The 24,685-nt window shown below is 47.0% G+C and carries 6 protein-coding genes; 4 read left to right on the top strand and 2 right to left on the bottom strand.

What is annotated here, in order from left to right:
* Nucleotides 1-32: 32 nt before the first annotated feature.
* Nucleotides 33-488 carry a methylglyoxal synthase gene (locus C1S74_RS21110; protein ID WP_005431754.1) on the top strand — a complete coding sequence of 152 codons (456 nt, stop codon included), beginning with the start codon at nt 33-35 and terminating at the stop codon, nt 486-488.
* A gap of 102 nt (nt 489-590) precedes the next feature.
* Here C1S74_RS21110 and helD read toward each other — a convergent pair whose 3' ends face one another.
* Nucleotides 591-2,660, bottom strand: coding sequence for a DNA helicase IV (gene helD, locus C1S74_RS21105; RefSeq protein WP_045402679.1), 2,070 nt, complete (start codon nt 2,658-2,660; stop codon nt 591-593).
* A 293-nt stretch (nt 2,661-2,953) separates the two neighbouring features.
* Between helD and yccS the strand changes: the two genes are divergently transcribed.
* The 3 genes from yccS (at nt 2,954) to C1S74_RS21090 (ending at nt 5,882) form a co-directional block, all read left to right on the top strand.
* A complete protein-coding gene (gene yccS, locus C1S74_RS21100) occupies nt 2,954-5,107 on the top strand; it encodes a YccS family putative transporter (RefSeq protein ID WP_045402677.1) in 2,154 nt (717 codons plus the stop codon).
* A 232-nt stretch (nt 5,108-5,339) separates the two neighbouring features.
* Nucleotides 5,340-5,501: a hypothetical protein gene (locus tag C1S74_RS26555; RefSeq protein WP_167391154.1), complete on the top strand. Its 162-nt coding sequence runs from the start codon at nt 5,340-5,342 to the stop codon at nt 5,499-5,501.
* A gap of 114 nt (nt 5,502-5,615) precedes the next feature.
* Nucleotides 5,616-5,882 carry a hypothetical protein gene (locus tag C1S74_RS21090; protein WP_045402670.1) on the top strand — a complete coding sequence of 89 codons (267 nt, stop codon included), beginning with the start codon at nt 5,616-5,618 and terminating at the stop codon, nt 5,880-5,882.
* 130 nt (nt 5,883-6,012) lie between these two features.
* On the opposite strand, the gene C1S74_RS21085 is transcribed toward C1S74_RS21090, so the two are convergent.
* A complete protein-coding gene (locus C1S74_RS21085) occupies nt 6,013-24,669 on the bottom strand; it encodes a retention module-containing protein (RefSeq protein WP_103415362.1) in 18,657 nt (6,218 codons plus the stop codon).
* Nucleotides 24,670-24,685: the final 16 nt, after the last annotated feature.

The raw sequence follows: 24,685 nt of genomic DNA, 5'->3' as shown, positions 1-24,685 counted from the left end.
GAATTTAAAATCATAAAAACGGAAATAACTTGATGCAAAAAACGACTCGTACCATGCCGGCGCACAAACATGTGGCATTGGTTGCCCACGACAACTGCAAGCCTGAGCTACTTCGTTGGGTTAAAGAGAATAAAGAGAAGCTGCAAAGCCACTTCTTGTACGCAACAGGCACCACTGGCCACATGCTAAGTAAAGAAACAGGCCTAGCAATCAAGAGCATGATCAGTGGCCCAATGGGCGGCGACCAACAACTTGGCGCTTTGATCTCTGAAGGTAACATCGATGTACTTGTTTTCTTCTGGGACCCACTTAATGCAGTACCGCACGACCCAGATGTAAAAGCGCTGCTGCGTATTGCAAGCGTGTGGAACATCCCGGTTGCGACAAACCGTGCGACCGCTAAATTCTTATTTAACTCTCCACTGATTGACCAAGAAGTGGATATTGAAGTACCCGACTACGATGCTTACCTAGCAGAGCGTACTTAAGCTCTACACGGTAAATCACACACATAAAACAAAGGCGGTACTCAGTATCGCCTTTGTTGTTTCTAATATGAGGTAAACGCTTCTAACGTGAGCTGATCTTTTCTAACGAGAAGTGACAATAGGATAATCGCCGTTCACCAGTTCTTGAACAAACCCAGAGCCAGCACCAGTGTGCGTGATCCACACTTTCTCTTTAGCACGAGTCAAAGCAACGTAGAATAGACGACGCTCTTCCGCATAAGAGAATTTGTCTTTCGATTCTGTTAAAGCGCCATCAATGTGTGCTTGCTTTTTCTTGGCAGGGAACTGCCCTTCGTCCACAGACAAGATAATCACAAAGTCAGCTTCCCTACCCTTACTTGCATGACAGGTCATAAAGCGGATATCCAAATTCGGGAAACGTTCTAACCAGTCGTCGTACAAATCTGGTTTATGGTAATGGTTACGCCCGAGTAACAGTACCGATTTCGTTTTCTTCGCTTGCTGGTTAAGTTGATCAAGGATTTTCTCAACTTGATTGCTTGGTGCAGTATGTACGCTCTTTTGTTTACGCTGTTTATGACTGTTGAGCGTTTTTGGCAATTGCGATGGGTTTTCTTGGATGAAAGTATTCGCAACGTCGCCAATTTGATTGTTGAAACGATAAGTCGTATCAAGGTGATGAACGGTTGAGTGAACAAAACGGTCTTGGAACCCAGTAGTTAAATCCACGTCCGCTCCAGCAAATTGATAAATCGCTTGCCAATCGTCACCCACAGCAAACAAGGTAGCGCCTGTTTGCTTCTCTGTCGATGCACACAAGGCTTCAATTAAGGCCAAACGGTCTGGAGAAATGTCTTGGTATTCATCCACCATCACAAAGCGCCAAGGTGAAATAAATTTACCTTTAGTCACGTAGTCCGTCGCGCGACTGATCATGGTCGGAAAATCGACCTGATTGGTTTCTTTGAGCATTTTTTGCCACGCACTAAAACATGGCCAACACAAAGCCAGTTCGCTGTTCAAGCGTGTGTAATCTTGGTGATTCACCAACTTCTCTTGCACTTGTTTCTTAGTTAAGCCTACCGCAGCAAGTTGCGAAAGCTGGCTATCTAACCATGCAATCAGTTTTGGGTTCTCTGAATGACTGCCTAGTTCATCATCACCTTTTAAGTAAGCAATCGGCCATTTGTCCAAGTGCTTCTGCCAACGCTTAAAGTTGGTTGGGGTCATCCAATGTTTCTTAAGCCAGTCAATACACCAAGCCGAACGTTGATTGTCATCCAGAGCGAGTGGGCTGATCTCAACAGGTTGAGGCTCAACTTGATTAAGAATACGCAATCCAAGCTGGTGGAAAGTATTCACACGTACGTTTTCTGCCGCTAGACCCACTTTATCAACCAAACGCTCTTTCATCTCTTTAGCTGCATCACGGCCAAAAGCTAACATCAACAACTCTTCTGCTTGCGCTTGGTGGCTTTGTAGCAGATATGCCACGCGTGCCGTCAATACACTCGTTTTACCGGAACCGGCTCCCGCTAACACGAGATTATGGTCATCATTGAGTAAGACGGCATGCTGCTGTGAAAGGTTCAAAGGTGACGATTCAATACGACTAAACAACACTTCCCAATTTGGGCGCTCGTTCTCTAGCCACTCATGATTGCGTTCACTCAAGGTTTGCGACGTTTCTGAAATCCAAGGTTCGATTTCAGCCATGCGTTTCGGCATACGCATTTTCGCTTCAGCGAGACTGGTTTTAATCTCAACCAATTCGTTATTGAGCTTATCGACCCAATTTTGAACTTGAGAATGCGGTAAGTAAGCAGGCAGATGCTTGAGTTGGTATAGCTCGTCTTCCCACTTAGGCAGGTACTCGGCAAGTTTACGACACTGAGTATTGTGCCAATCTTGATATTGGCGCACGGCTTCTACAGCAAACTTGCGGCATTGTGGCCAAGGAAGGCCTTGAACTAACCAGCTTTGCTGTTTGCCATCTTGCTCATGAGCAAAGAACTGAAGTGAGCTCCAAAGTAAACCGCGTTTGACGCTAACTTTGCCATTCCAAATCGTAAATGGGATGTGTTCTTCACTACCCACTGAACATAATAAAACACTGTTTTCTTTTATTTCGACTTGGTAATACTCATTTTGAATAAAAAACTGTGCTTTATTAGAGGCAGTAAGCTGCATGAAAGGTGCGCCTTTTGATATAGAAGTTCCCGTTTTATATCATTTTAGACGGTTAAATTGTAGCGATGGATGAAGCACAAATCACCTTCTGTCTGTATTCTTAATTAAAATTCACATTACTGTTGAATTTGTGAACAAGGGTTGTGGTTCCTTTGTAATACTCACTCGGTAAGTCAATGACAATTCTGTTGATTTCCTGACCAATTGACGATTTTTATTAAATTAGGTCATAAACGCGTTATAGTGAGTTTGTTAAAATTCTCTCGTTTTCCACCGGCAACGAAAGGCGCATTGTGCAAGCTGCTTTAAAACTTCGCCTCTATTGGGCAAACAAAACCATCAACTACAGCATTCTTATTTTGATCACCTTACTTGGTGTAGTGATCCCTGCTTGGTATTACGGACAAAATACGCTGATTACACCGCTTATCTTAGGTGTCATAGCCGCTGCTTTGGCAGAAAGTGATGATAGTTTTACAGGTAGGATTAAGGCATTAATTATCACATTCATCTGTTTTGCCGTCGCCGCATTCTCTATAGAGATATTGTTTGACACACCATGGGCATTTGCTATCGGGCTGTTTGTCTCGACCTTCGGCTTTATCATGTTAGGCGCTATTGGCCCCAAATACGCCAGCATCGCTTTTGGTTCTTTGCTTATCGCGATCTACACCATGCTCGGAGCACACGAAAGTACCAACATTTGGTTCCAACCACTTTTGTTGTTAACAGGCGCAGCTTGGTATTACTTTATGTCGATGATTTGGCAGATGTTCTGGCCACTTCAGCCGGTTCAACAAAGCCTCGCGACCGTCTTCTTACAAATCGCAAACTACCTAGACGCCAAAGCAAAACTATTTCATCCAGTCACGAATCTTACGCCACAACCAATGCGTATCGAGGCGGCGAAACTTAATGCCGCAACCGTAAATGCACTCAACGCATGTAAAGCGACGTTGTTAAGCCGCTCTAAGCGTGGTCATATTGACGGCCCGAGCGACCGCTTCTTGAACATTTACTTTATCGCACAAGATATCCATGAGCGCGTCAGCTCAAGCCACTATCGATACCAAGATCTTGCGACAGAGTTCGAGCGTTCCGATGTCCTGTTCCGCTTTAAATACTTGCTTGAGTCACAAGCGCAAGCGTGTCGGGATATAGCCCATGCGATCCGTTTGGGTAACGAATACACCCACACTGACCAATCGATTCTGGCTTTAGCGGAACTGCAAAACGCATTGGGTTATTTGGAAGATCAGCAGCAAAGCCACTGGAAACGACTATTGGCTCAATTGACTTATTTATTCAACAACCTAGCGACCGTTGAAAAGCAGCTTAGCAACATCAACAACCCAGATGCTGAACGCTTAGAAGAAGATGTGCTCGACGACACCAACCCACACACTTTCAAGGCGATGTGGCAACGTATTGCAGCTAACTTACACAAAGACTCGATGTTGTTCCGTCATGCACTACGCATGTCGATTGCGTTGACGGCAGGTTACGGAATCATTCAAGCGTTTGATATCGACCGCGGTTACTGGATTCTGTTGACCACCTTATTCGTGTGTCAGCCGAACTACAGCGCGACCAGACAAAAGCTCACTGCTCGTGTGGTTGGTACGTTGACCGGGTTGCTGATCGGCGTTCCGTTGCTAACCTTCTTCCCGTCCCAAGAAAGCCAATTGGTGTTCATTGTAGTGTCGGGCGTGATGTTCTTTGCTTTCCGCATAAATAATTACGGCTACGCGACGGGTTTTATTACTTTACTGGTACTGTTCTTATTCAATCAATTGGGCGAAGGTTATGCCGTTGTTCTCCCTCGCCTCGCAGATACCTTGATTGGCTGTGTGTTAGCAGTCGGGGCGGTTCTGGTGATTCTGCCAGACTGGCAGTCTAAACGCTTACATAAAGTGATGTCTGATGCCATTGACGCGAATAAGCAATATCTCGGGCAGATCATTGGCCAGTACCGCATTGGCAAAAAAGACAACCTCAGCTACCGTATTGCTCGTCGTCAAGCGCACAACAATGATGCAAACCTATCTTCCGCTATCAGTACTATGTTGGCGGAACCCGGCAAGTACCGCACTGCGGTAGACGAAAGTTTCCGTTTCTTGACACTTAATCATGCGATGCTCAGTTATATCTCAGCATTAGGCGCACACCGCACGAGAATTGAAGACGAGGCTATCCATCAGCTGGTACTCGATGCACACCGTTGTATCCACCAGCACTTAGACGTACTTCACCAACAGTTGCATCAACATTGTGAAGAGTGTGATTTGTCTTCGATTGACGATACGAACATAGAGCAACGCTTGAACGAGTGGCGAGACGAAGACGATCACTCAGCCCGCATGGTGCTTCAGCAGCTGCACCTTATCTACCGTATGTTACCGGAACTGCATTCACTTGCATCTAAGTTTGCCGTTCGTGTGAACTAACTCTTTCTGGCTGTGTTTAAAGGGGTAGACTATGATTCTACCCCTTTATGATTACGCCATTTATCTATAACAAAAGTCTTACAAGCTATTTGACGCTTACTGACATTACTCGGACAAAAAAACACCGCTCAAAATCTAATCTAAACGTATTAGAACAGTGTTTGATTGTGACCATGGAGGTCACTGAGGTGGGTGGATGAAGGAGAAGCCCAAGAAATGTAGGGAGGTCGAGATGACTACTCAACAGTTTAATGAACTAAGACAGAAGATTAATGATCTGACGGCGAGTCAATTAAAGTCGCTTCAAGGTGACATTAGTCATTCATTGAATAAGAAAGAAAGCCCACTCTTGTCGAATGAAGAACGTGAAATGCTTTCAAAACTGTTTGCTTAATCAAGCCGTTTAACAAAAGCACTTGCATGAATTTGCAACACTTCCTATGCTAGTAAAAGCATATCAAGTGAGAGACGCAGCATGCCAATATCAGGGGTTCAATCCGGATACCAAATGATTCAGCTATCGCAAAAGATGACTGAAGATGCTGCGCATGATATACAAAAAGACTTTGTTAAAGAGAACGACCTTGACTTCAACAAGGTTGAATTAATCAAAGATTCCGATCTCTCATTCAATACTCCAGACTCTGACACCTCTTCCAATGCAATCGAACCTTTAGTTAACTTGACTCAAGCGGCAAGTTACAACCGAATTGGTGCGTCTGTTGTCGATAGAAATAATGAAGTGATCGGCAGTCTACTTGATATCCACGTTTAAATCTCTCAAATCCACCTTATTGATTAAAGCTAACCCGAAAATACTTCTAGCTCACTTTAGTGTGGGTATGTTTCAGATACTAAAAAGCGCGATGACTCTTTGAGCTATCGCGCTTTTGCTTTATGCACTTTTAACCGTTAGACAGTATATTATTGTTGAGTAATGATTCAACGATTTCATTCGAGCTCAAGCCGTTAAAATCAATCGTGTCACCTAGGTGCTCAACCACAATGGTTTGGTGTACATTCGCATCGGTAGTGATGTTCAGCGATACTGCTTCTGTCGCTGCATCATAATCCGCTGAGATGTGGCCTAACAAATCATCCATATCTACCATCGGGCTATTCAGATCCGAGATCACTTCGCGTAAGTCGATCATGTCTTCATTCACTGTGAAGTCAGTGATCGTATCCACTGCTCCCTCATCAACAGAATCCAACGTCCACTTGAAGATATCGCTACCGTCACCACCGGTTAAGATGTCAGAACCTAAACCGCCGATCAGAGTATCATTGCCATCGCCACCGACAATGAGGTCATCTCCATCACCACCCGTTAGGTTAATACCCGTATCGCCGCCAACTAAGTAACTGTCGTCCGTTGCCGTTGATTGGTTGATATCATCGTTGTCGTCTGTCACTTCTAAGCTGATTTGAATAGAAGAAGATTGCGCTTCATCACCGTTCGTCTCTGTTGAAATTGCCGTCAGCGTAATATCATGCGAACCAATATCAATGCCCACATTGGTGTCGGTCGCAATGATTTCCAATGTATCAATTTCATCGGCTGGCACTGACCATGTCGTACCGTCAAAAGTGATATTTGAAGGAGACACACCACTGGTCACTGCTGCGCTGCTTGGCACGCCAGAGAGCTCAAGTGACAACACTTCATCAATATCCGTCAACGCGGCCATAATGCCAACAATCGCTAAGCCTTGGCTGCTCGCAGTTTGGCTAGCGGCAATTTGGCGAATGTAATTGAACTGAGGATCAATACCTAACGTCGGTGCATCTGCCATTGGAGTAACATTAATGGTGAAGTCTTGATTCGCTTCAAGTGCCGTACCTGCGGTGTTTTCGAAGTACACACCATTGTCTTCCGCTTTTACCGAAAGGGTAATCGACGCGCTGTCTACGTCACCTGCATCCACGAATACACCCTCAGCAGCATCTGTCGCTCCTAGAACGGCACTAATGTCACCAGGGGTACCCATCAGAATAACTTCGCCCGCCATTCCGCTGCCAACCGTTACACCACTGCTAGTCGGCGCTTCAACGCGAACATCGCCTTCACTTACGCTTAAGGTTACTGTCATGATTTCATTCGCTTGCGCACCAGTGAAGTCAATGTCACTGACGCTGATGCCAGTGATTTTCTGACCGTCTGCCTCACTGATTGTGTCGGTAACTGAATTTGCCGAAATTTCTGGCGCATCGTTTGTCGCTTCCACATTCAGCACAGCCGTTCCCGCAATGGTAATTGGGTCTGGTGCACCATTGGTGGTTCCATCATCGGTGATTTCGTAAGTAAAGTTCACGTCACCGAAAAAGTCCGCCGCAGGCTCAAACGTCCATTCTGTCGCATTCACAGGTGTAAGGGTACCCATGGATGGGTCCGCTAGCGCAAGGTTGCTGATGGTCAAGTTATCGCCCTCAGGGTCACTTGCGTTGCTTAGCAACTCGGTAGCAGTAATGGTTACCGCACCACCGTCTTCTTCGGTACTGGTTAAGGTGACTTCAGATGTTACCGGCGTATCATTGACTTCTGTTACTTCAAAGGTTGCGGTTCCTGGCACCGTTTGAGGGTCAGAAGCGCCGTTCGTTGTGCCATCATCAGTAATGTCATACGTCAGATTCACCGTACCGTTATAGCCTGGCGCTGGAGTGAATGACCACGTACCCGTATTGCTATCGAAATCAAGCGTGCCGCTACTTGAGTCTGCCAATTGAACGTTACTTACCGTCAGCGTGTCGCTCTCAATATCAGAGGCATTCGCTAATAATTCAGCCTCAGTAATCTCAATTGCTGGACTGTCTTCTGCTACATCTGTCAGTGTGACTTCAGACGTTGTTGGGGCATCATTGACTTCTGTAACATTAAACGAAGCACTGCCATTGACTGATTTAGGATCAGATGAGCCATCCGTCGTGCCATCATCGGTAATGGTATACGTTACTTCTACTGGACCGTTATAGTCTGGTGCAGGGGTGAATTCCCATTCGCCTGTTCCGCTATTAAAGCTAATGCTGCCGGTACTCGGATCCGTTAACTGAACATTGCTAACCGTTAAGTTATCGTTCTCTACGTCCGTCGCATTGGCAATAAGATCCGCTTCAGAGATAGAGAACACACCACTGTCTTCTTCAATATCCGGTAGCGTCACTGGCGTAGTTTCTGGGGTATCGTTCACCGCTGTCACTTCAATATTGAAGCTGCTGCTGTTGGTATTTAGGGTGTCATCTACCCCACCAATCACCAGACCTTCATTGCCTTGGTCATCTACTGTCACGTCTACCTGAACGTCACCAAAGAAGTTCAGGTCTGGATTGAACTCAATCAGACCATCTGCAATGGCATTGTTTAGATCAGCTACAGTACCTTTCAGCTCAACTGAATCCGTACCATCACCGCTCACGGTTAAATTGTAGGTAGTGATGAGCGTTGGGTTGAGCTCCAAGGTACCGCTGTCAACAGTAACATTAAGCACATATTCCGCATTTGGATCGTCCAGTACAGCGTCTACATCGGTAATACTGAACCCATCAAGTAATAATGGGGTATCTTCTGGCGTTTCAACATCGACAGTATTGACGAATTCAGGTCGGTCATTAACCGCTTCGACTTCAACATTCACATCGAACTGTTTTGGCGTGCCAAGGCTTTGGCTGCCATCTAAGCCAGTGTCTACAGCTTGCACTGTAAACTCTAGCGTTCCATTCCATGAATTATCGTTGCGATCGCCCGAGTTAAAGACCACTTTATCCAAATCTTGAGCGTCAATCTCTAGGACAAAAACACCACTGCCTTGATCGATAAACGCTGTGCCATCAGACAAAGATAAGCTTGCGCCATCAGGGACGTTCGAAATCTCTACTCGTAGTGTTTCAGGATCGTTCTCTTGGTAAGTACCACCGTCACCAATCGATTCTTTATTGTCGACGACAAGCGCGTTGACATTGATATCGATATCTTCACCTTCGTTACCCGAAACAAGAGTGTCTGGGTTTACGTCAACGTCATCACCAATTGGATTGATGACAATAGTGAAACTATTAGTGTGTTCTGTCGGCACTTTAAGCAATTCTTCTTGCGTAAAGACGGTAATACCAATATCCGCTTCACCACTAAAGTTCTTAGGCGGCTGTATTTGAATCGCACCCAAGTCAACTGACGTTTGTGTTGGGTCGTTGAGCTGGATGCTCCACTCACCACTACCGTTGTTTTTCACCGTGTAATCAGAAGAGCTAGAGGTAACAATAAAGTCCGTAGGTAAACCTGTCAGCTTCAAGGAAACGAACTGCTCTGAGCCATCATTATCATTTAGGCTGACAGATACGCCAGAGCCTGACTGCGTCAACGAAATAAGCGTATCTTCATCACCTGTAACAACAATAGGCTGAGTAGGATCGGCACCACTGACCGTAATGTCATCAACCACTGGTGTGATTTCAAATGACACATTATCGTTGAAGGTTCGCACATCAATATCGTCACCAGGATTTGTCAACGTCGTTTGGTCAATGATGGCAGTATCTGTAATCTCACCTTCAATGTTAATTTGAACCGTGTTTTGACCACCACCGACCGGGTAGTTTTCTTTCGGCTTGAATAACACTTCATCCAAAGCTCCCGCTGCAATTTCAGCTGCACTGAACTCGACGCTTGTGCCTAATGAATTACCACTCGAATCAACAAACTCACCCAGTGTCGTATCATCAAGCGTCAACTTGACATTGGTGAGCGTTTCTCGTCCTGCTAATATGCCGTTTCGGTTATCCGCAAAATCGATATTCAAGTTCAGTTGAATCAAACCATCTTCGTACCCGACACCGTCATTGGTTGGAACATCAATGCTCAGGTCATTAACTGGTTGCTTATTGGCATCTAGGCCAAGTGTGCCGGTAATATCTACCGTGATATCTGGCGTTACATCACTATCAAGTGGCTGGTCACCGGAAGAGCCCGGAACATCCGCAACGGGCAAGATTTGAATAGGAAGAAACTCAAGCGTAGAGTTTTCATCGCCCGACTGTGTATCTGTCGTTACGAAGTAGACTGGCAAGGTAAAGTCACCCGCCCAGTCTTCTGCTACACGTAAAGTAAGGCCGTCTAAACCGGTGATGTTCCCACTCGCGTCAATCGACGCCTGGAAGACATACTTGCCATCAACAAAATCAAGGTCAGTACCACCGATCACGAGGCCAGGGGGAACGCCCGCAGATGATGGGTCAATCACTAACGTCAACACATCTTCCACGCCATCCGCATTAATAGTGTTCACTTTCGACGCTAATTGAGTACCAAGGTCGACAATGTTGTCCTCATCGCCATCAATTTGAACCGTGTTATCAAGTTCAATTTCCGCAGCTACACTCGTTTGAGGCGTAATATCCGTCGGGAATTCAAGCGTAATATCTGTTTGACGCGTAACCGTTGCATCTTCTTCTATGGCGTCCTCACCCAAGTCATTCACTTGCGCATAGATAGTTAAGCCGATAGATGAATAACCGCCATTATCACCATCATCAGAGTCATCATTTGGCGTCAAATCCAAGCCTGCTGGGGCGATGATTGAGAAATTCTCCTCATCTGTGATTGTCCAACGCCCCCCACCTTCATTCGATGCACCGACAATGACTAACTGATTCAAAATATCTGAGTCAGTATTGCTGAACTGAACCACTAGCTGAGTAACAACTTCGTCTGAAGAGTTATCAAACTCTTGGTATTTGATGATGTTTGCACCCGTTTGACCACCAGCAGACGTGTTAATGGTAAAGTCGATATGACCTTGAGTATCCGAACGCACCACATCAGTGGAAGCACCACCCGACGCTTCCACAAGAAGACGCGTTTGATCCGCTACCGGTCCCGTTAGGTCTTCCGGTTCAACGACAGGGTTCACTTGAACATTAACCGTACCGTTAATGACCGTTGATGCAATACCCTCACCTGGGTTGCCTGAATCAACGTATTCGGCATCGATCTCTTTCACCGTCACTTGAGTGCTCAAGCTAAAATCCGTACTCGAATCTGACTCTAGTTGCACTTGGATGTATCCATCTTGAGTAACTCGAGCAGAGAAATCTTGTTCTGATTCGTTTGCAGCAGGAGTCAGTGTGATACTGCCTCCAACCACCGTTTGAGCAACGCCATCGACATAGACGGTGCTACCGCTAGGGAAACCACTGATTGTAAGTGCTGCAAAGAATTCATCAGAATCTGGACTTTGAGTCGCGGTTGGCTCCCAGTCGATATTTATACGTGCATCTTCGTTGCCCTCTGAACGCACTACATAGTTATCTTGAGCATCGATTACAGGCGCAACTTTAACTCGGATTTCACGAGAAACTTGACGGGTATGGCCGTCGTTTTCCGTGACGATTGCGGTTGCCGTAATAACGATATTTTCTGTCGATGAGGTTTCAGGACGAATGACAATGCCCGAATTCACGTTCGCATTGGTAATGTTCGCTTCGTAAATCGGTTTACCAGAGCCGTCATATCCAACGAAAGTTAAGTCGATAGATGAACCGTCACTATCAAATAGCTCAATACCATCTGGAATATTCGACAGCAGAACCGTGATAGATTCAGAACTGTCTGCAGGGTTATCTTTCAACTCTCCCGAAACAACACTAAATGCCAGGCCGACTTCACCATTTTCATCGATTTCCGCTTCAATGCCGCGAACATTACCATTACCATCGTCGAATACGTTCCAAATACCCGTTTTGTCATTCAGTTCGATATCAGGAATATCGGCAACACCTTTCACCGCAACAATCACGGTTTGTGTTCCTAGAGAGCGAACATCTTGAGCTGCGCCCGTTGAAAGTAGCGCATTGTCTTTTACGATACCCTCGACATCAAACGTGAAGTCCTCATTACTGTGTAACGGAGGAAGTACTTCAACATTAGAAAGGCTCGATTCCGGAATTTCGTAGTATAGAACGTTACCGCCACTGTCTGTGACCGTATTAATTTGGCTTGGATTCGCCGTATCGAGCCAAACGAGTGTGACACCATCAATAGAGAAGTTGTCGATGCGCACGAACAGTTCTTCCGACCCATCAATATCCGCAGACGGCGTCATCTTAATCACTTCGCTAAGTTGAAGCGAATCGTGGTCTGTGACAGGGTCTACGGTATCTTGTGTTCGAGCGTTATCCTCAAAGATATTGATACGATTAACCACGAAGTTTGCTTGGTCAGCAACCGGATTAACGTCGATCACAATTTCTTCAGTGTCAGAGCGCGCGGTTTCTTTACCCGTTAACGGGTTCGTGTCTTCGGTTGTGATGGCAGTAACATCGAGTTTGATTTGACCTGAGAAATGCTCCGAAGGATCAACTTCAACCTCATTGATACGGCTTGCGTCAACAAGGTATTTGCCCCCAACCTCAGTGACTGGAGTACCATCTGAGTACACTAGCGTTGCGTCTGCGCCACCTTCGGTGAACACTAATTCATAAACAATCGCTTCAGGGTTGCTGAGGTCTTGAGTGTTGGCTTCGATATCCAGTTCAACGTTGTTACCATCTTCATCAACGGTGTAATCGAAAGTGCTGCTTGCATTCCACGTCGCGATATCGGCAACCGCATCAACTTCAATATCTAAGCGACCATTAATCGTATGATCTGGCGTACCATTGTTCAGGATTTCTACTCGGATACGTGGGTCGATACCCGAAGCATCCGTAGATGAATGACGATCCGGCACGAAGTACAAGTTGTCCAACGAGACAAACTCGCCATTGAATGACTGCTCTACATTCGAGGCATCGAGAACAACCGTATTGCCTACAGGCGTTAATTCAATGTAGTTACCGCTGCCATCTCTGTAGTAGAAGGTACCATTATGCGTGTTCGCATCACGAATGGTGATATCACCTAAGCTTTCAGTACGATCGATATCGTGCAAGTTCACGACAAGATCGACTTTCGCTGGTGTCACATCCAAGGTCGATAGATTATCTTGCGTATTCGCCGAATCGACGCCTGCAACGACACCTCCACGGCCTTGATCCTCAAAGGCAGTAACGGTAGACGTATCAATTTGTGCGTTGCGGTCCGTGATTGAGATATCAACATCGGCATCACTGGTATCGCCGTCGCCATCGGTTGCTACAACGTTAATGGTGAAATCAATCGAGTCTGTTTCAGTATGATCAAGATCGTCATTCGGACGGAAAGCCACGCGCCCATCGGTTAGAACAATTAAGCGACCGATCTCGGTATCCACACCATCAAGAACCTTATGAACGAACACGACTTGGTTGCTGCCGTTCAAATCAACAGAATCAGAGTCGACGCCGTTTTGCTTGAAGTAAATACCAGAATCATCAGCTGAGAACGAGGTCACTTGCGCGCCATCTGCACCAAGATCATCATCACCTTCCACAGGGTCTCGGAATAAGCGAACTGTACGGTTACCTTGTCCCTCAACACGCGAAATAGACGCATCGTACAAGGTTGGAACATCATCGGCAATCGTCACTGGTAAGTTAATACCAGCCGTATCGCCATCGACATCGGTCGCGAAGACTGGGAGATCGAGTATGAGTGTATCTTCCCCTTGCGTTGAGTGGTCTAACGCACCTTCAAGGGTAAACTTGTAAGAACCATCAGCATTCAAAACCAAAGTGAACACTGAGTTACCATCAGGCGTTTGACCTTGATAGGTGAAGTTGTTGTTGCTTACCGCGGTTTGAACTAACGTCACCGCGAGACCACCGGAAGTCACCCCAGGGATCGGGTTAGAGGTAAGATCCAACTGATAAGAAACAACGGTATCAGCCCCTTCCACGGTATCGAAATTACCCGTTGCTTCAAGGCTGTCTTTGTTAATTGCCTGAGAGCCATTAGCGAGGTCATCCTCGTCAACAGCCAAAGCATCCGCTGATGTGATTTCAGGAATGTCATCCACGATGGTGATCGGCAAGTTCAATGAAGAAGAGGTATCCCCGTCAAAGTCCTTTACGGTAATTGGGATATCAATAACAAGGTTGTTTTCACCCTGAACCGGATCGTGGTCGATTGGCCCCAGTAGCTCAAATTGGTAACTGTCGTTATTCGCATCAAGAGACAGCGTGAAGATCTTGGTTGATGTGCCAGTAATCACTGCTTCGTAACTGGTTACACCACCAACCGAGCTCACCACATTCAACTCAATGTTGCTGCCGTTCGAGGTCAAACCAGACACGACAGCATTCAAGTCAGAAACTTGATAGCTGACAATCTCATCTGCGCCATCAACTACTTCAAATCCACCAGTCAATACCGTTGAGTCACTACTTGTCGTGTCAGAGCCACCAGCAAGATCATCTTCATCGACTGTTTGTTGGCTAGAGTCTGTCACTTTCACAATCGTTGGAACATCGTCCACAACAGTAATCGGCAAGGTGATGTTATTAGACACATCGCCGTCAAAATCGGTCGCGTTGACTGGGAAGTTGATGACTAACGAGTTTTCACCGTTGCCCGCTGGATGGTCAAGTGCACCCAACAATTCAAATTCATAGCTGTCTGCCGAACCATTCAACGTCAATTTGAAGACGGTATCCGTCGTACCTTGAACGTAGGCTCGGTATTCAATCACGCCATTTGAATTTGAGAACTCAACCAGTTCAAGCGCTTTACCCCCTGAAGTAAGCCCAGATACTGGCGAGGTTAAGCTGTCCAACTGGAAGCTTACAATAGAGTCTGCACCATCGGTAACATCGAAGTTACCTCCAATGACATTAGACTCTGGTGTGTCGTCCGAACCTTGGCTTGGAATGTCATCTTCATCCACCGATAAGGTACTGCCAGGACGAATAGCATCAATGGTTGGCTTGTCATCAACAATGGTCACTGGCAACGTCGCAGTGATGGCATCGTTGTCGCCATCCGTGATCTTCACGGGTAGATTCAACAAGATTTCATCAGAGTTAAGTGCGTGGTCCAATTGGCCAGATAACTCAAAGTCGTATTTACCATCTTGATGAAGTGTCAGCGTGAAGACAGTAACCCCGCTTGGGGTTTGTCCCACATAGACCAGTGCATCAGCAGTTGAAGCACTGACGTCTTGAGAAAGCGTAACCTCTTCTCCACCCGATTTCAGATTCGGGATAGGATTTGAACTCAGATCCAATTCGAGGGCATCAATACCATCTGCACTAGTAACGTCAAACTCACCCGATACCGTTAATGGCTCTTTGCTACCATCTGAACCAAGAGGTAAGTCGTCTTCGTCGACACGTAGACTTTCGATGTTGGTAACAACCGGAACATCGTCCACAACGGTAATTGGCAATGTGAAGGCTGGTGAAGTATCACCATCATTATCCGTCGCTGTCACAGGAAGGTTGATGACGATCTCGTTTTGCTGATTACCATCTGGATGATCGAGCGGCTTTTGTAGGTCGAATTCGTACGAATTATTCGTTGCATCCAAGGTCAGTTCAAACACAACTTCAGCAGGAGTACCAACGACGCCTTGGTAAACATTTACGCCGTTTACACTAGAAGAGAGTACTAACGTGATCGCTTCACTATCCGATGTAAGTGACGCGACAGGCGTGGTCAGGTCACTGAGCTGAATAGAAGCAACTTGGTCAGCACCTTCGGTGATATTGAAGGTACCTGAAATGACGGTATCTTCTGGGCTTGCGGCATCGGTACCAGCAGGAAGATCATCTTCATCAACCGTTTGTTCACTGCCCGTTGCCAAACCGTCGATAGTCGGAACATCATCCACAACCGTAATTGGTAAGGTGATGTTGTTCGATACGTCTCCGTCAAAATCGGTCGCGTTGATCGGTAAATTGATGACCAGTTCATTTTGTCCATCAGCATGATCGAGCGGTGCAAGCAAGTCGAACTCATAACTGTCATCCGATGCATCGAGCGTCACTCGGAAAACAGGAGTATTCGTACCATCAGTTCGCGCTTCATAAACTGAAACACCACCCGCGTTTGACACTTCAACCAGAACAAGCGTTTGGCCACCAGAGGTCAAACCTTGGACTGGCGCACTTAAGTCAGACACCTCGTATTCAACGATGCCATCAGACCCATCCGTTGCGATGAAGTTACCAGCAATGCTGTTAGATTGCGTACCATCTGAGCCAACTGCAGGTATATCGTCTTCATCGACCGTCTGCACACTTGTCGCTTCGATGCCTCCGAGTGTTGGCTTATCATCGATAATCGTGACCGGAATGGTTTCGGCGGATGTATCACCATCAAAATCCGTTGCAATGATTGGGAAGTCAATCTGCAAGCTATCACTGTTTAGAGGGTGGTCAATTGGTCCTTGTAACGTGAAGGTGTAATTACCGTCAGCCTTCACCACCAGTTCAAATACAGGGCTGCCATTTGCGGTTGCCGTGTAAGTGTAACTGCCGTCTAGGTTTAACACCTCCGACATAGTGACAGCGTCACCTTGAGACGTTAATCCAGAAACAGGATCGGCTGTAGCATCAAGCTGGTATTTAACGACCGAATCTGAACCTTGCGTTGTGGTGAATACGCCGGACATAAAGGCATCATCACTTTGGTCAGACCCAATGGTATTTAAATCATCTTCATCAAGAGTAAGCGCATCAACATTCGTGATTGTTGGTACATCATCGACAATAGTGACCGGGATCGTTTCTGTGGTGGTGTCACCATCAAAGTCCGTCGCAATGATTGGGAAGTTCAGCGTCAATTCATCGCTGTTTACTGCGTGGTCAATTGGACCTTGCAGGGTGAAGTTGTACGAGCCATCAGTGTTTACTGTCAGTGTAAAGACGGCTTCCGTTCCTGCTGTCGCTTCGTAAGTGTAGCTGCCATCACCATTTGCGGTTTCAGTCAGCGTCACGGCTACACCCTGCGATGTCAGGCCATCAACTGGCGTTGCAGAAGCATCCAACTGGTAGCTCACTACACCGTCAGAGCCTTGCGTCGTGGTGAAATTGCCATCAATGGAAATTGGATCAGAGCCATCAGAGCCATCAGAGCCATCAGAGCCATCAGAGCCAATGGTCGCTAGATCGTCTTCATCAACACGGATCACATCGACATCTGTGATGGTCGGTTTGTCGTCTACAATTGTGACTGGCAACGTCTTCGACGAGGTATCGCCATCAAAGTCGGTCGCGATAATCGGGAAATCAATTTGTAGGCTATCGCTGCTGGCCGCATGATCAATCGGCCCTTGCAACGTGAAGGTGTAGTTACCATCTGGTTTCACCACCAACTCAAACACTGGGTTGCCATTGGCTGTTGCGGTGTACGTATAACTGCCATCAGCATTTGCAGTCTCAACAAGAACAACGGATTCACCGTGTGATGTTAGCCCGCTAACCGGATCCGCAGTCGCATCAAGTTGGTATTTAACAACGCTGTCTGAACCTTCTGTCGTGCTAAACGAACCAGACATAAACGCATCGTCATTTTGAACCGAACCAATTGTGGCGAGATCATCCTCGTCTACCGTCAATGGAACAACAGTATCGATACTTGGAACATCATCAGTGATGGTGACAGGAATGGTCGCTGTGGTCGTATCGCCATCAAAGTCCTTTGCAATGATTGGGAAGTTAAGTACTAGCTCATCACTGTTTAAGGCGTGGTCAACAGGCCCTTCCAAACGGAAGTTGTACGTACCATCCGCATTCACATTCATGGTGAAGACAGGATTGCCATCCGCAGTAGCAACGTAAGTAAAGCTGCCGTCTGCATTTGCGGTTTCAACCAATACGACCGCCTCGCCTTGCGAGGTTAAGCCCGCAACAGGGTCGGAAGTTGCATCAATCTGGTAACTGACGACACGGTCAGAGCCTTGCGTCGTCGTAAATGCACCCTCGACATAAACCGAATCATTTTGATCTGAGCCGATAGTCGCAAGATCGTCTTCATCCACAGATAACGGCACGACGTTATCGATGATTGGTGCATCATCTGTAATGGTAACCGGAATGGTTGCCGTCGTCGTATCACCATCAAAATCTGTGGCAATAATCGGGAAATTAATCGTCAGACTGTCGCTGTTTGTGGCGTGGTCAATCGGACCTTGCAGCGTAAAGTCGTACGTACCATCCGTCGCTACATTTAACGTAAAGATAAGATTGCCATCTGCGGTCGCGACATAGGTAAAGCTGCCGTCACCATTAACAGTTTCCACCAAGGTAATCGCCTCACCTTGAGACGTCAGCCCCGCTACAGGGTCGGCTGTTGAGTCAAGTTGGTAGCTCACCACTCGGTCAGAGCCTTGGGTGGTGGTAAATGCTCCTTCAACAAACAGATCGCCGCCTGGGTCAGAACCCACACCGCTAAGGTCATCTTCATCCACACTCAACGCATCAACCGCTGTAATGGTCGGTACGTCATCAACAATGGTGACTGGAATGGTTTCAGTGACTGTGTCACCATCAAAGTCTGTTGCCACAATTGGGAAATTCAGCGTTAGCTCATCGCTACCTACTGCGTGGTCAATTGGACCTTCCAGCGTGAAGTTATACGAGCCATCGGTATCCACAGTTAATGTAAATACTGTATTGCCACCTGCTGTTGCTTGGTAAGTAAAGCTACCATCACCGTTTACAGTTTCAGTCAACGTAACAGCCACACCTTGTGATGTTAAACCATCAACGGGTGTTGCAGAGGCATCTAACTGGTAACTCACCACTCGGTCAGAGCCTTGCGTGGTGGTGAAGTTACCATCAATAGAAATCGAGTTGCTTTGGTCTGAACCGATTGATGCTAGATCATCTTCATCAACCGTAATTGCATCAACGTCAGTAATAACTGGCTTATCATCCACGATGGTGACAGGGATAGTGGCGTTTGTGGTGTCGCCATCAAAATCCGTCGCGATAATTGGGAAGTTCAGCGTTAGCTCATCGCTATCCACGGCATGGTCGATTGGACCTTCAAGCTTGAAGTTATAAGAGCCATCAGTGTTCACCGTCAGCGTAAAGACCGCTTCAGTGCCGGCCGTTGCTTCGTAAGTAAAGCTGCCGTCGACGTTTGCTGTCTCTGTTAGCGTCACCGCCACGCCTTGTGAGGTCAGGCCATCCACTGGTGTTGCAAAAGCGTCAAGCTGATAACTCACCACTCGGTCAGAGCCTTGCGTGGTGTTGAAGTTGCCGTCGATTGAAATTGGGTCAGTTTGGTCTGAGCCAATCGACGCTAAGTCATCTTCATCAACCGTAATTGCGTCAACATCCGTGATTGTTGGTACATCATCGACAATAGTGACCGGGATCGTTTCTGTGGTGGTGTCACCATCAAAGTCCGTCGCAATGATTGGGAAGTTCAGCGTCAATTCATCGCTATTTACTGCGTGGTCAATTGGACCTTGCAGGGTGAAGTTGTACGAGCCATCAGTGTTTACTGTCAGTGTAAAGACGGCTTCCGTTCCTGCTGTCGCTTCGTAAGTGTAGCTGCCATCACCATTTGCGGTTTCAGTCAGCGTCACGGCTACACCTTGCGATGTCAGGCCATCAACTGGCGTTGCAGCAGTATCCAATTGGTAACTCACTACCCCGTCAGAGCCTTGTGTCGTGGTGAAGTTGCCATCGATTGAAATTAGATCTGAGCCGTCAGAGCCAATCGTCGCTAAGTCATCTTCATCCACACGGATGGCATCTACGTCAGTGATCGTTGGTTTATCGTCAACGATAGTGACAGGCAATGTTTCTGCCGACGTATCGCCATCAAAATCTGTTGCGATAATCGGGAAGTCGATTTGCAGGCTGTCGCTATTCACTGCATGGTCTAGTGGGCCTTGCAGAGTAAAGGTGTAGCTGCCGTCTGGCTTAACAACCAATTCAAATACGGCATTGCCATCTGCTGTGGCTGTGTAAGTAAAACTGCCGTCGCCGTTAGCAGTTTCAGCAAGCACGACAGGCTCACCATGAGAGGTCAACCCTGCAACTGGATCTGCCGTTGCATCAAGCTGGTATTTAACAACGCTGTCTGAACCTTCTGTAGTAGAGAAAGAACCCGACATAAACGCATCATCGTTTTGGTCAGAGCCAATTGTGGCGAGATCATCTTCATCCACCGTAAGTGGAACAACGTTATCGATGGTTGGAACGTCATCAGTAATAGTGACTGGAATGGTCGCGGTAGTCGTATCGCCGTCAAAGTCTGTTGCAATGATTGGGAAGTTCAGTACTAACTCATCGCTATTCAAAGCATGATCAATCGGCCCTTCCAAACGGAAGTTGTATGTGCCGTCTGGATTCACATTCATGGTGAAAACAGGGTTGCCATCAGCAGTAGCAACGTAAGTGAAGCTACCATCGGCATTCGCAGTCTCTACCAAAGTAACTGGCTCACCTTGCGAGGTTAAACCCGAAACAGGATCAGCCGTTGAATCAAGTTGGTAGCTCACCACACGGTCTGAACCTTGGGTGGTCGTGAATGCGCCTTCAACAAACACTGCATCGCTTTGGTCTGAGCCAATACCTGATAAATCATCTTCATCCACAGCCAGAGGCACGACATTATCAATGATTGGCGCATCATCCGTGATCGTAACTGGAATGGTCGCCGTGGTCGTATCACCATCAAAATCGGTGGCAATAATTACGAAATCAATCGTCAGGCTGTCGCTGTTGGCTGCATGGTCAATCGGGCCTTGCAGCGTAAAATCGTACGTGCCATCTGTTGCTACATTTAACGTGAAAACAGGATTGCCGTCAGCGGTCGCAACATAGGTAAAGCTACCGTCACCATTAGCGGTTTCCACCAAGGTAATCGCCTCACCCTGAGACGTCAGCCCCGCAACAGGATCAGCCGTTGAATCCAGTTGATAGCTCACCACTCGGTCAGAGCCTTGAGTGGTGGTAAACGCGCCTTCAACGAACAGATCGCCGCCTGGGTCAGAACCCACACCGCTAAGGTCATCTTCATCGACACTCAACGCATCCACCGCTGTGATGGTCGGTACATCATCAACAATCGTGACTGGAATGGTTTCAGTGACGGTGTCGCCATCAAAGTCTGTCGCGATAATTGGGAAGTTCAGTGTCAACTTGTCACTATCAACCGCGTGATCAATTGGCCCTTCTAGCGTGAAGTTGTAAGAGCCATCAGTACTCACTGTCAACGTAAAGACCGCTTCAGCCCCAGCTGTTGCTTCGTAAGTGAAACTACCATCACCGTTTGCAGTTTCAGTCAGCGTGACCGCTACACCTTGCGACGTTAAACCGTCAACTGGTGTTGATGAAGCATCGAGTTGGTAGCTCACCACTCGGTCTGAGCCTTGCGTGGTGGTGAAACTGCCATCAATAGAAATAGGATTGCTTTGGTCTGAACCAATTGACGCTAGATCATCTTCATCAACCGTAATTGCATCAACGTCAGTAATAATTGGCTTATCATCAACAATCGTGACTGGGATCGTTGCGTTTGTGGTGTCGCCATCAAAGTCCGTCGCGATGATTGGGAAGTTCAGCGTTAGCTCATCGCTATCTGCTGCGTGGTCAATTTGCCCTTCAAGCGTAAAGTTGTAAGACCCATCAGTATTCACTGTCAGCGTAAAGACCGCTTCAGTGCCTGCCGTTGCTTCATAAGTAAAGCTGCCGTCGCCATTTGCTGTCTCAGTTAGCGTTACAGCTACACCTTGAGAGGTAAGGCCATCAACTGGTGTTGCAGAAGCATCTAGCTGGTAGCTCACCACACGGTCAGAGCCTTGGGTGGTAGTGAAGTTACCGTCAATTGAAACTGGATCAGTTTGGTCTGAGCCAATCGACGCTAAGTCATCTTCATCAACGGTAATAGCGTCGACGTCAGTAATGGTTGGCTTATCATCCACAATGGTGACCGGCAGTACGATTTGGCTTGTGTCACCATCGAAATCTGTAGCAATAACACTAAAATCAAAGGTTAAGCTGTCGCTATCTGCCGCATGGTCGATTGGACCTTGCAGCTCAAAACTGTACGAGCCGTCAGTATTCAAAATCAATGTGAAGACTGCGCTGCCATTTGCCGTTGCGCTGTAGGTGTAGCTACCGTCTGCATTTTGCGTTTCGGCAATGGAAACGGTTTGACCTTGAGATTGCAGACCATTCAAAGGATCTGCGTTTACATCCAACTGATACTGTACAACGCCATCAGAGCCCTGAGTTGTCGTGAACTGGCCTTCAACCAGCGCCGGCTGTGATTGGTCGGAGCCAACCGAACTTAAGTCATCTTCATCGACGGTAAGAGCAACAACGTCGTTAATGGTTGGCACATCATCAGCAATGGTAATCGGTAGAACAAGTGAACTGGTGTCACCGTCAAAGTCCGTTGCAACAATAGTGAAGTCCAGAGTTAGGCTATCGCTACCCACAGCATGATCGATTGGACCTTCAAGGGTAAATGAATAAGAACCATCAGGGTTCACTTGCAAGGTAAAGATCGCTTCACCTTCTGCCGTTGCAGAATAGGTAAAGCTACCGTCTGAGTTGACTGTTTCCGTCAGAGAGATAGATCGACCCTGTGATTCCAACCCATTGAGTGGATCAGTGCCGCTCTCTAATTGATAACTTACAACACGGTCTGAGCCCTGAGTAGTCGTGAAACTACCTTGCGCGAGCACAGAGTCACTTTGATCGGAGCCGATGCTTGATAAATCATCTTCATCGACGGCTAGCGCATCAACGCCATCAATCGTAGGAACGTCATCTTGAACTTGAATGACAATTTGCGCCGCTTCTGGTGCGTTCGAACCTTCGGTAATCGAGGAGCGGTCACCATCCGCATCAACCGCGTAAACTGGCAATGAGAAAGTGAGAGAGTCATCGTTAGCACCCGTATGGTCGAGTTGTTCATACAAGTTGAATTGGTATTCGCCCAATGCAGGGGCATCAATCGCCACATCAAATACTGTGACACGCACACCATCCAGCTCGATGAAGCCTTCGTAAGTACGCACGCCGTTACTCTCGGACGCAAGTTCCAGTTGGACAACCTGCCCCTGAGACTGAAGTTCTCCACCAACATTAAACTCTGTAGGTTCCAACTCATAGTGATCAATGATATCACTACCGACCGCTGTCGTGATCGACCCAGTGCCACTTGTTACTACCGCGCCTTCCTGTGAACCTTGGTCAACACCCGCCTCGTCTAAAGACAATCCCGTCACGTTTTCAATCACTGGATTATCGCCGTCAAGGATGGTCATCGTAAAGGTGTTGCTTGCCGTATCTTGGTCGAAATCGACGATTGTGGTTGGCAAAGAGAGCTCAATCGTATCTTCACCGTTTGTTTGTTCTAACGGCTTAAATTGCTCAAATTGGTAGGTACCATCAGTATTCAGACTGATGGTTAAGACGGTTTCATTAGAGCCCGCAATGGACAGGGTGATAGTACTGCCGTCTTCAGAGAGTACCGCTTCTGTGGCCTGATTATCACTCAATAGGCCATCAAATTGACTAAGTCCTTCTTGATTAAATGTGACCGTTGCCAATTGATCACTGCCAATATCAACAAAGGTGCCAGTAATCGGGGTAGAAGAGGATTCAACGTTTTCGAAAGTAACGTTTTGCGGCGCAGGATCATCGCCATCAATAACGGTTGTCGTAAAGTCGATAGGCGCTTGAATGCTGTTACTACCAATATCTGCGCCTGTAATATCAAAAGCGATATTGATTTGATCACCGACGATCGATACTTGGCCATCAGCAACAGACGCGACATGGTCAATGCCCTGGCTGATCGTGGTAACGACCTCTAACTCTAAATCGCGGCCTAGCGAGGTCGCTTCAATCTCGATGCGTAGGACTTCATTACCTTCTTGTGTACCGATGATCGCATTCTGCTGTTCGTCATAAACAAAGCTAACCGCTTCGCCACCCGAAGTAAGATCAGAGTTTAACTCTAACAGTAAAGATTCGAGCGACGTCGTTTCTGGGACAAAAGAAGTCGTATCAAGTGGAAGGTCACCAGCTTCTACAAGAACACTCGCTGAAATGGTTTGTGGGTAACTAGACTGGGAAATAGAACCCTCAGTGACCTGTGAAGAAAGGGACTGACCACCATCAGCAAAAATTGTAATATCAAGTCCATCTAAGTCTTCATCATCCTGTGAATCACCGATTGGCGCAGAGGTTTCAAAAAACGTTGAGGCTAGAACTTCTGGGTTGTTGTACTCAACTGTAACAAAGCCTGCATTAGCAGAACCAGAACCACCGCCCCCACCGGGACCTGCGGCAGTTGCCTCTAGGATGGCTGTTGGGTCGGCACCGTCTAAAATGGCCTGCTGAATCGCAGCAACGTCTTCTGCCCCAAACTCAGCATTCTCTGCTGCGGCTGGATCGACATTAATCTGCCCGTAAATTGGAGCTTGCACAATGGCGTCGGTTTGCGCTGATTCCAAAGACGGCGCAGGAATACAAGCGACACAATTTTCAGCAACAAGGAAGAGGGAACCTTCAGCAATTACTTCAATCTCTGAGCCATTCTCAGTGATGACCACATCACCGGAAACCAATACATCTCCGACATTAATCACTCTGACCTTCCCCTCTAGGTCTAAAGCGTAAACATCCCCTTTGACAGCATCTACAACTACTTCCTGTGGCACAGTTTGTGTACTCATTTGACCCCCGTTCTAT

The sequence above is a fragment of the Vibrio hyugaensis genome, assembly GCF_002906655.1.
GTDB lineage: Bacteria > Pseudomonadota > Gammaproteobacteria > Enterobacterales > Vibrionaceae > Vibrio > Vibrio hyugaensis.
The sequence above is the reverse complement of the archived record's forward strand: the minus strand, read 5'-3'. Positions and strand labels throughout refer to the sequence as shown.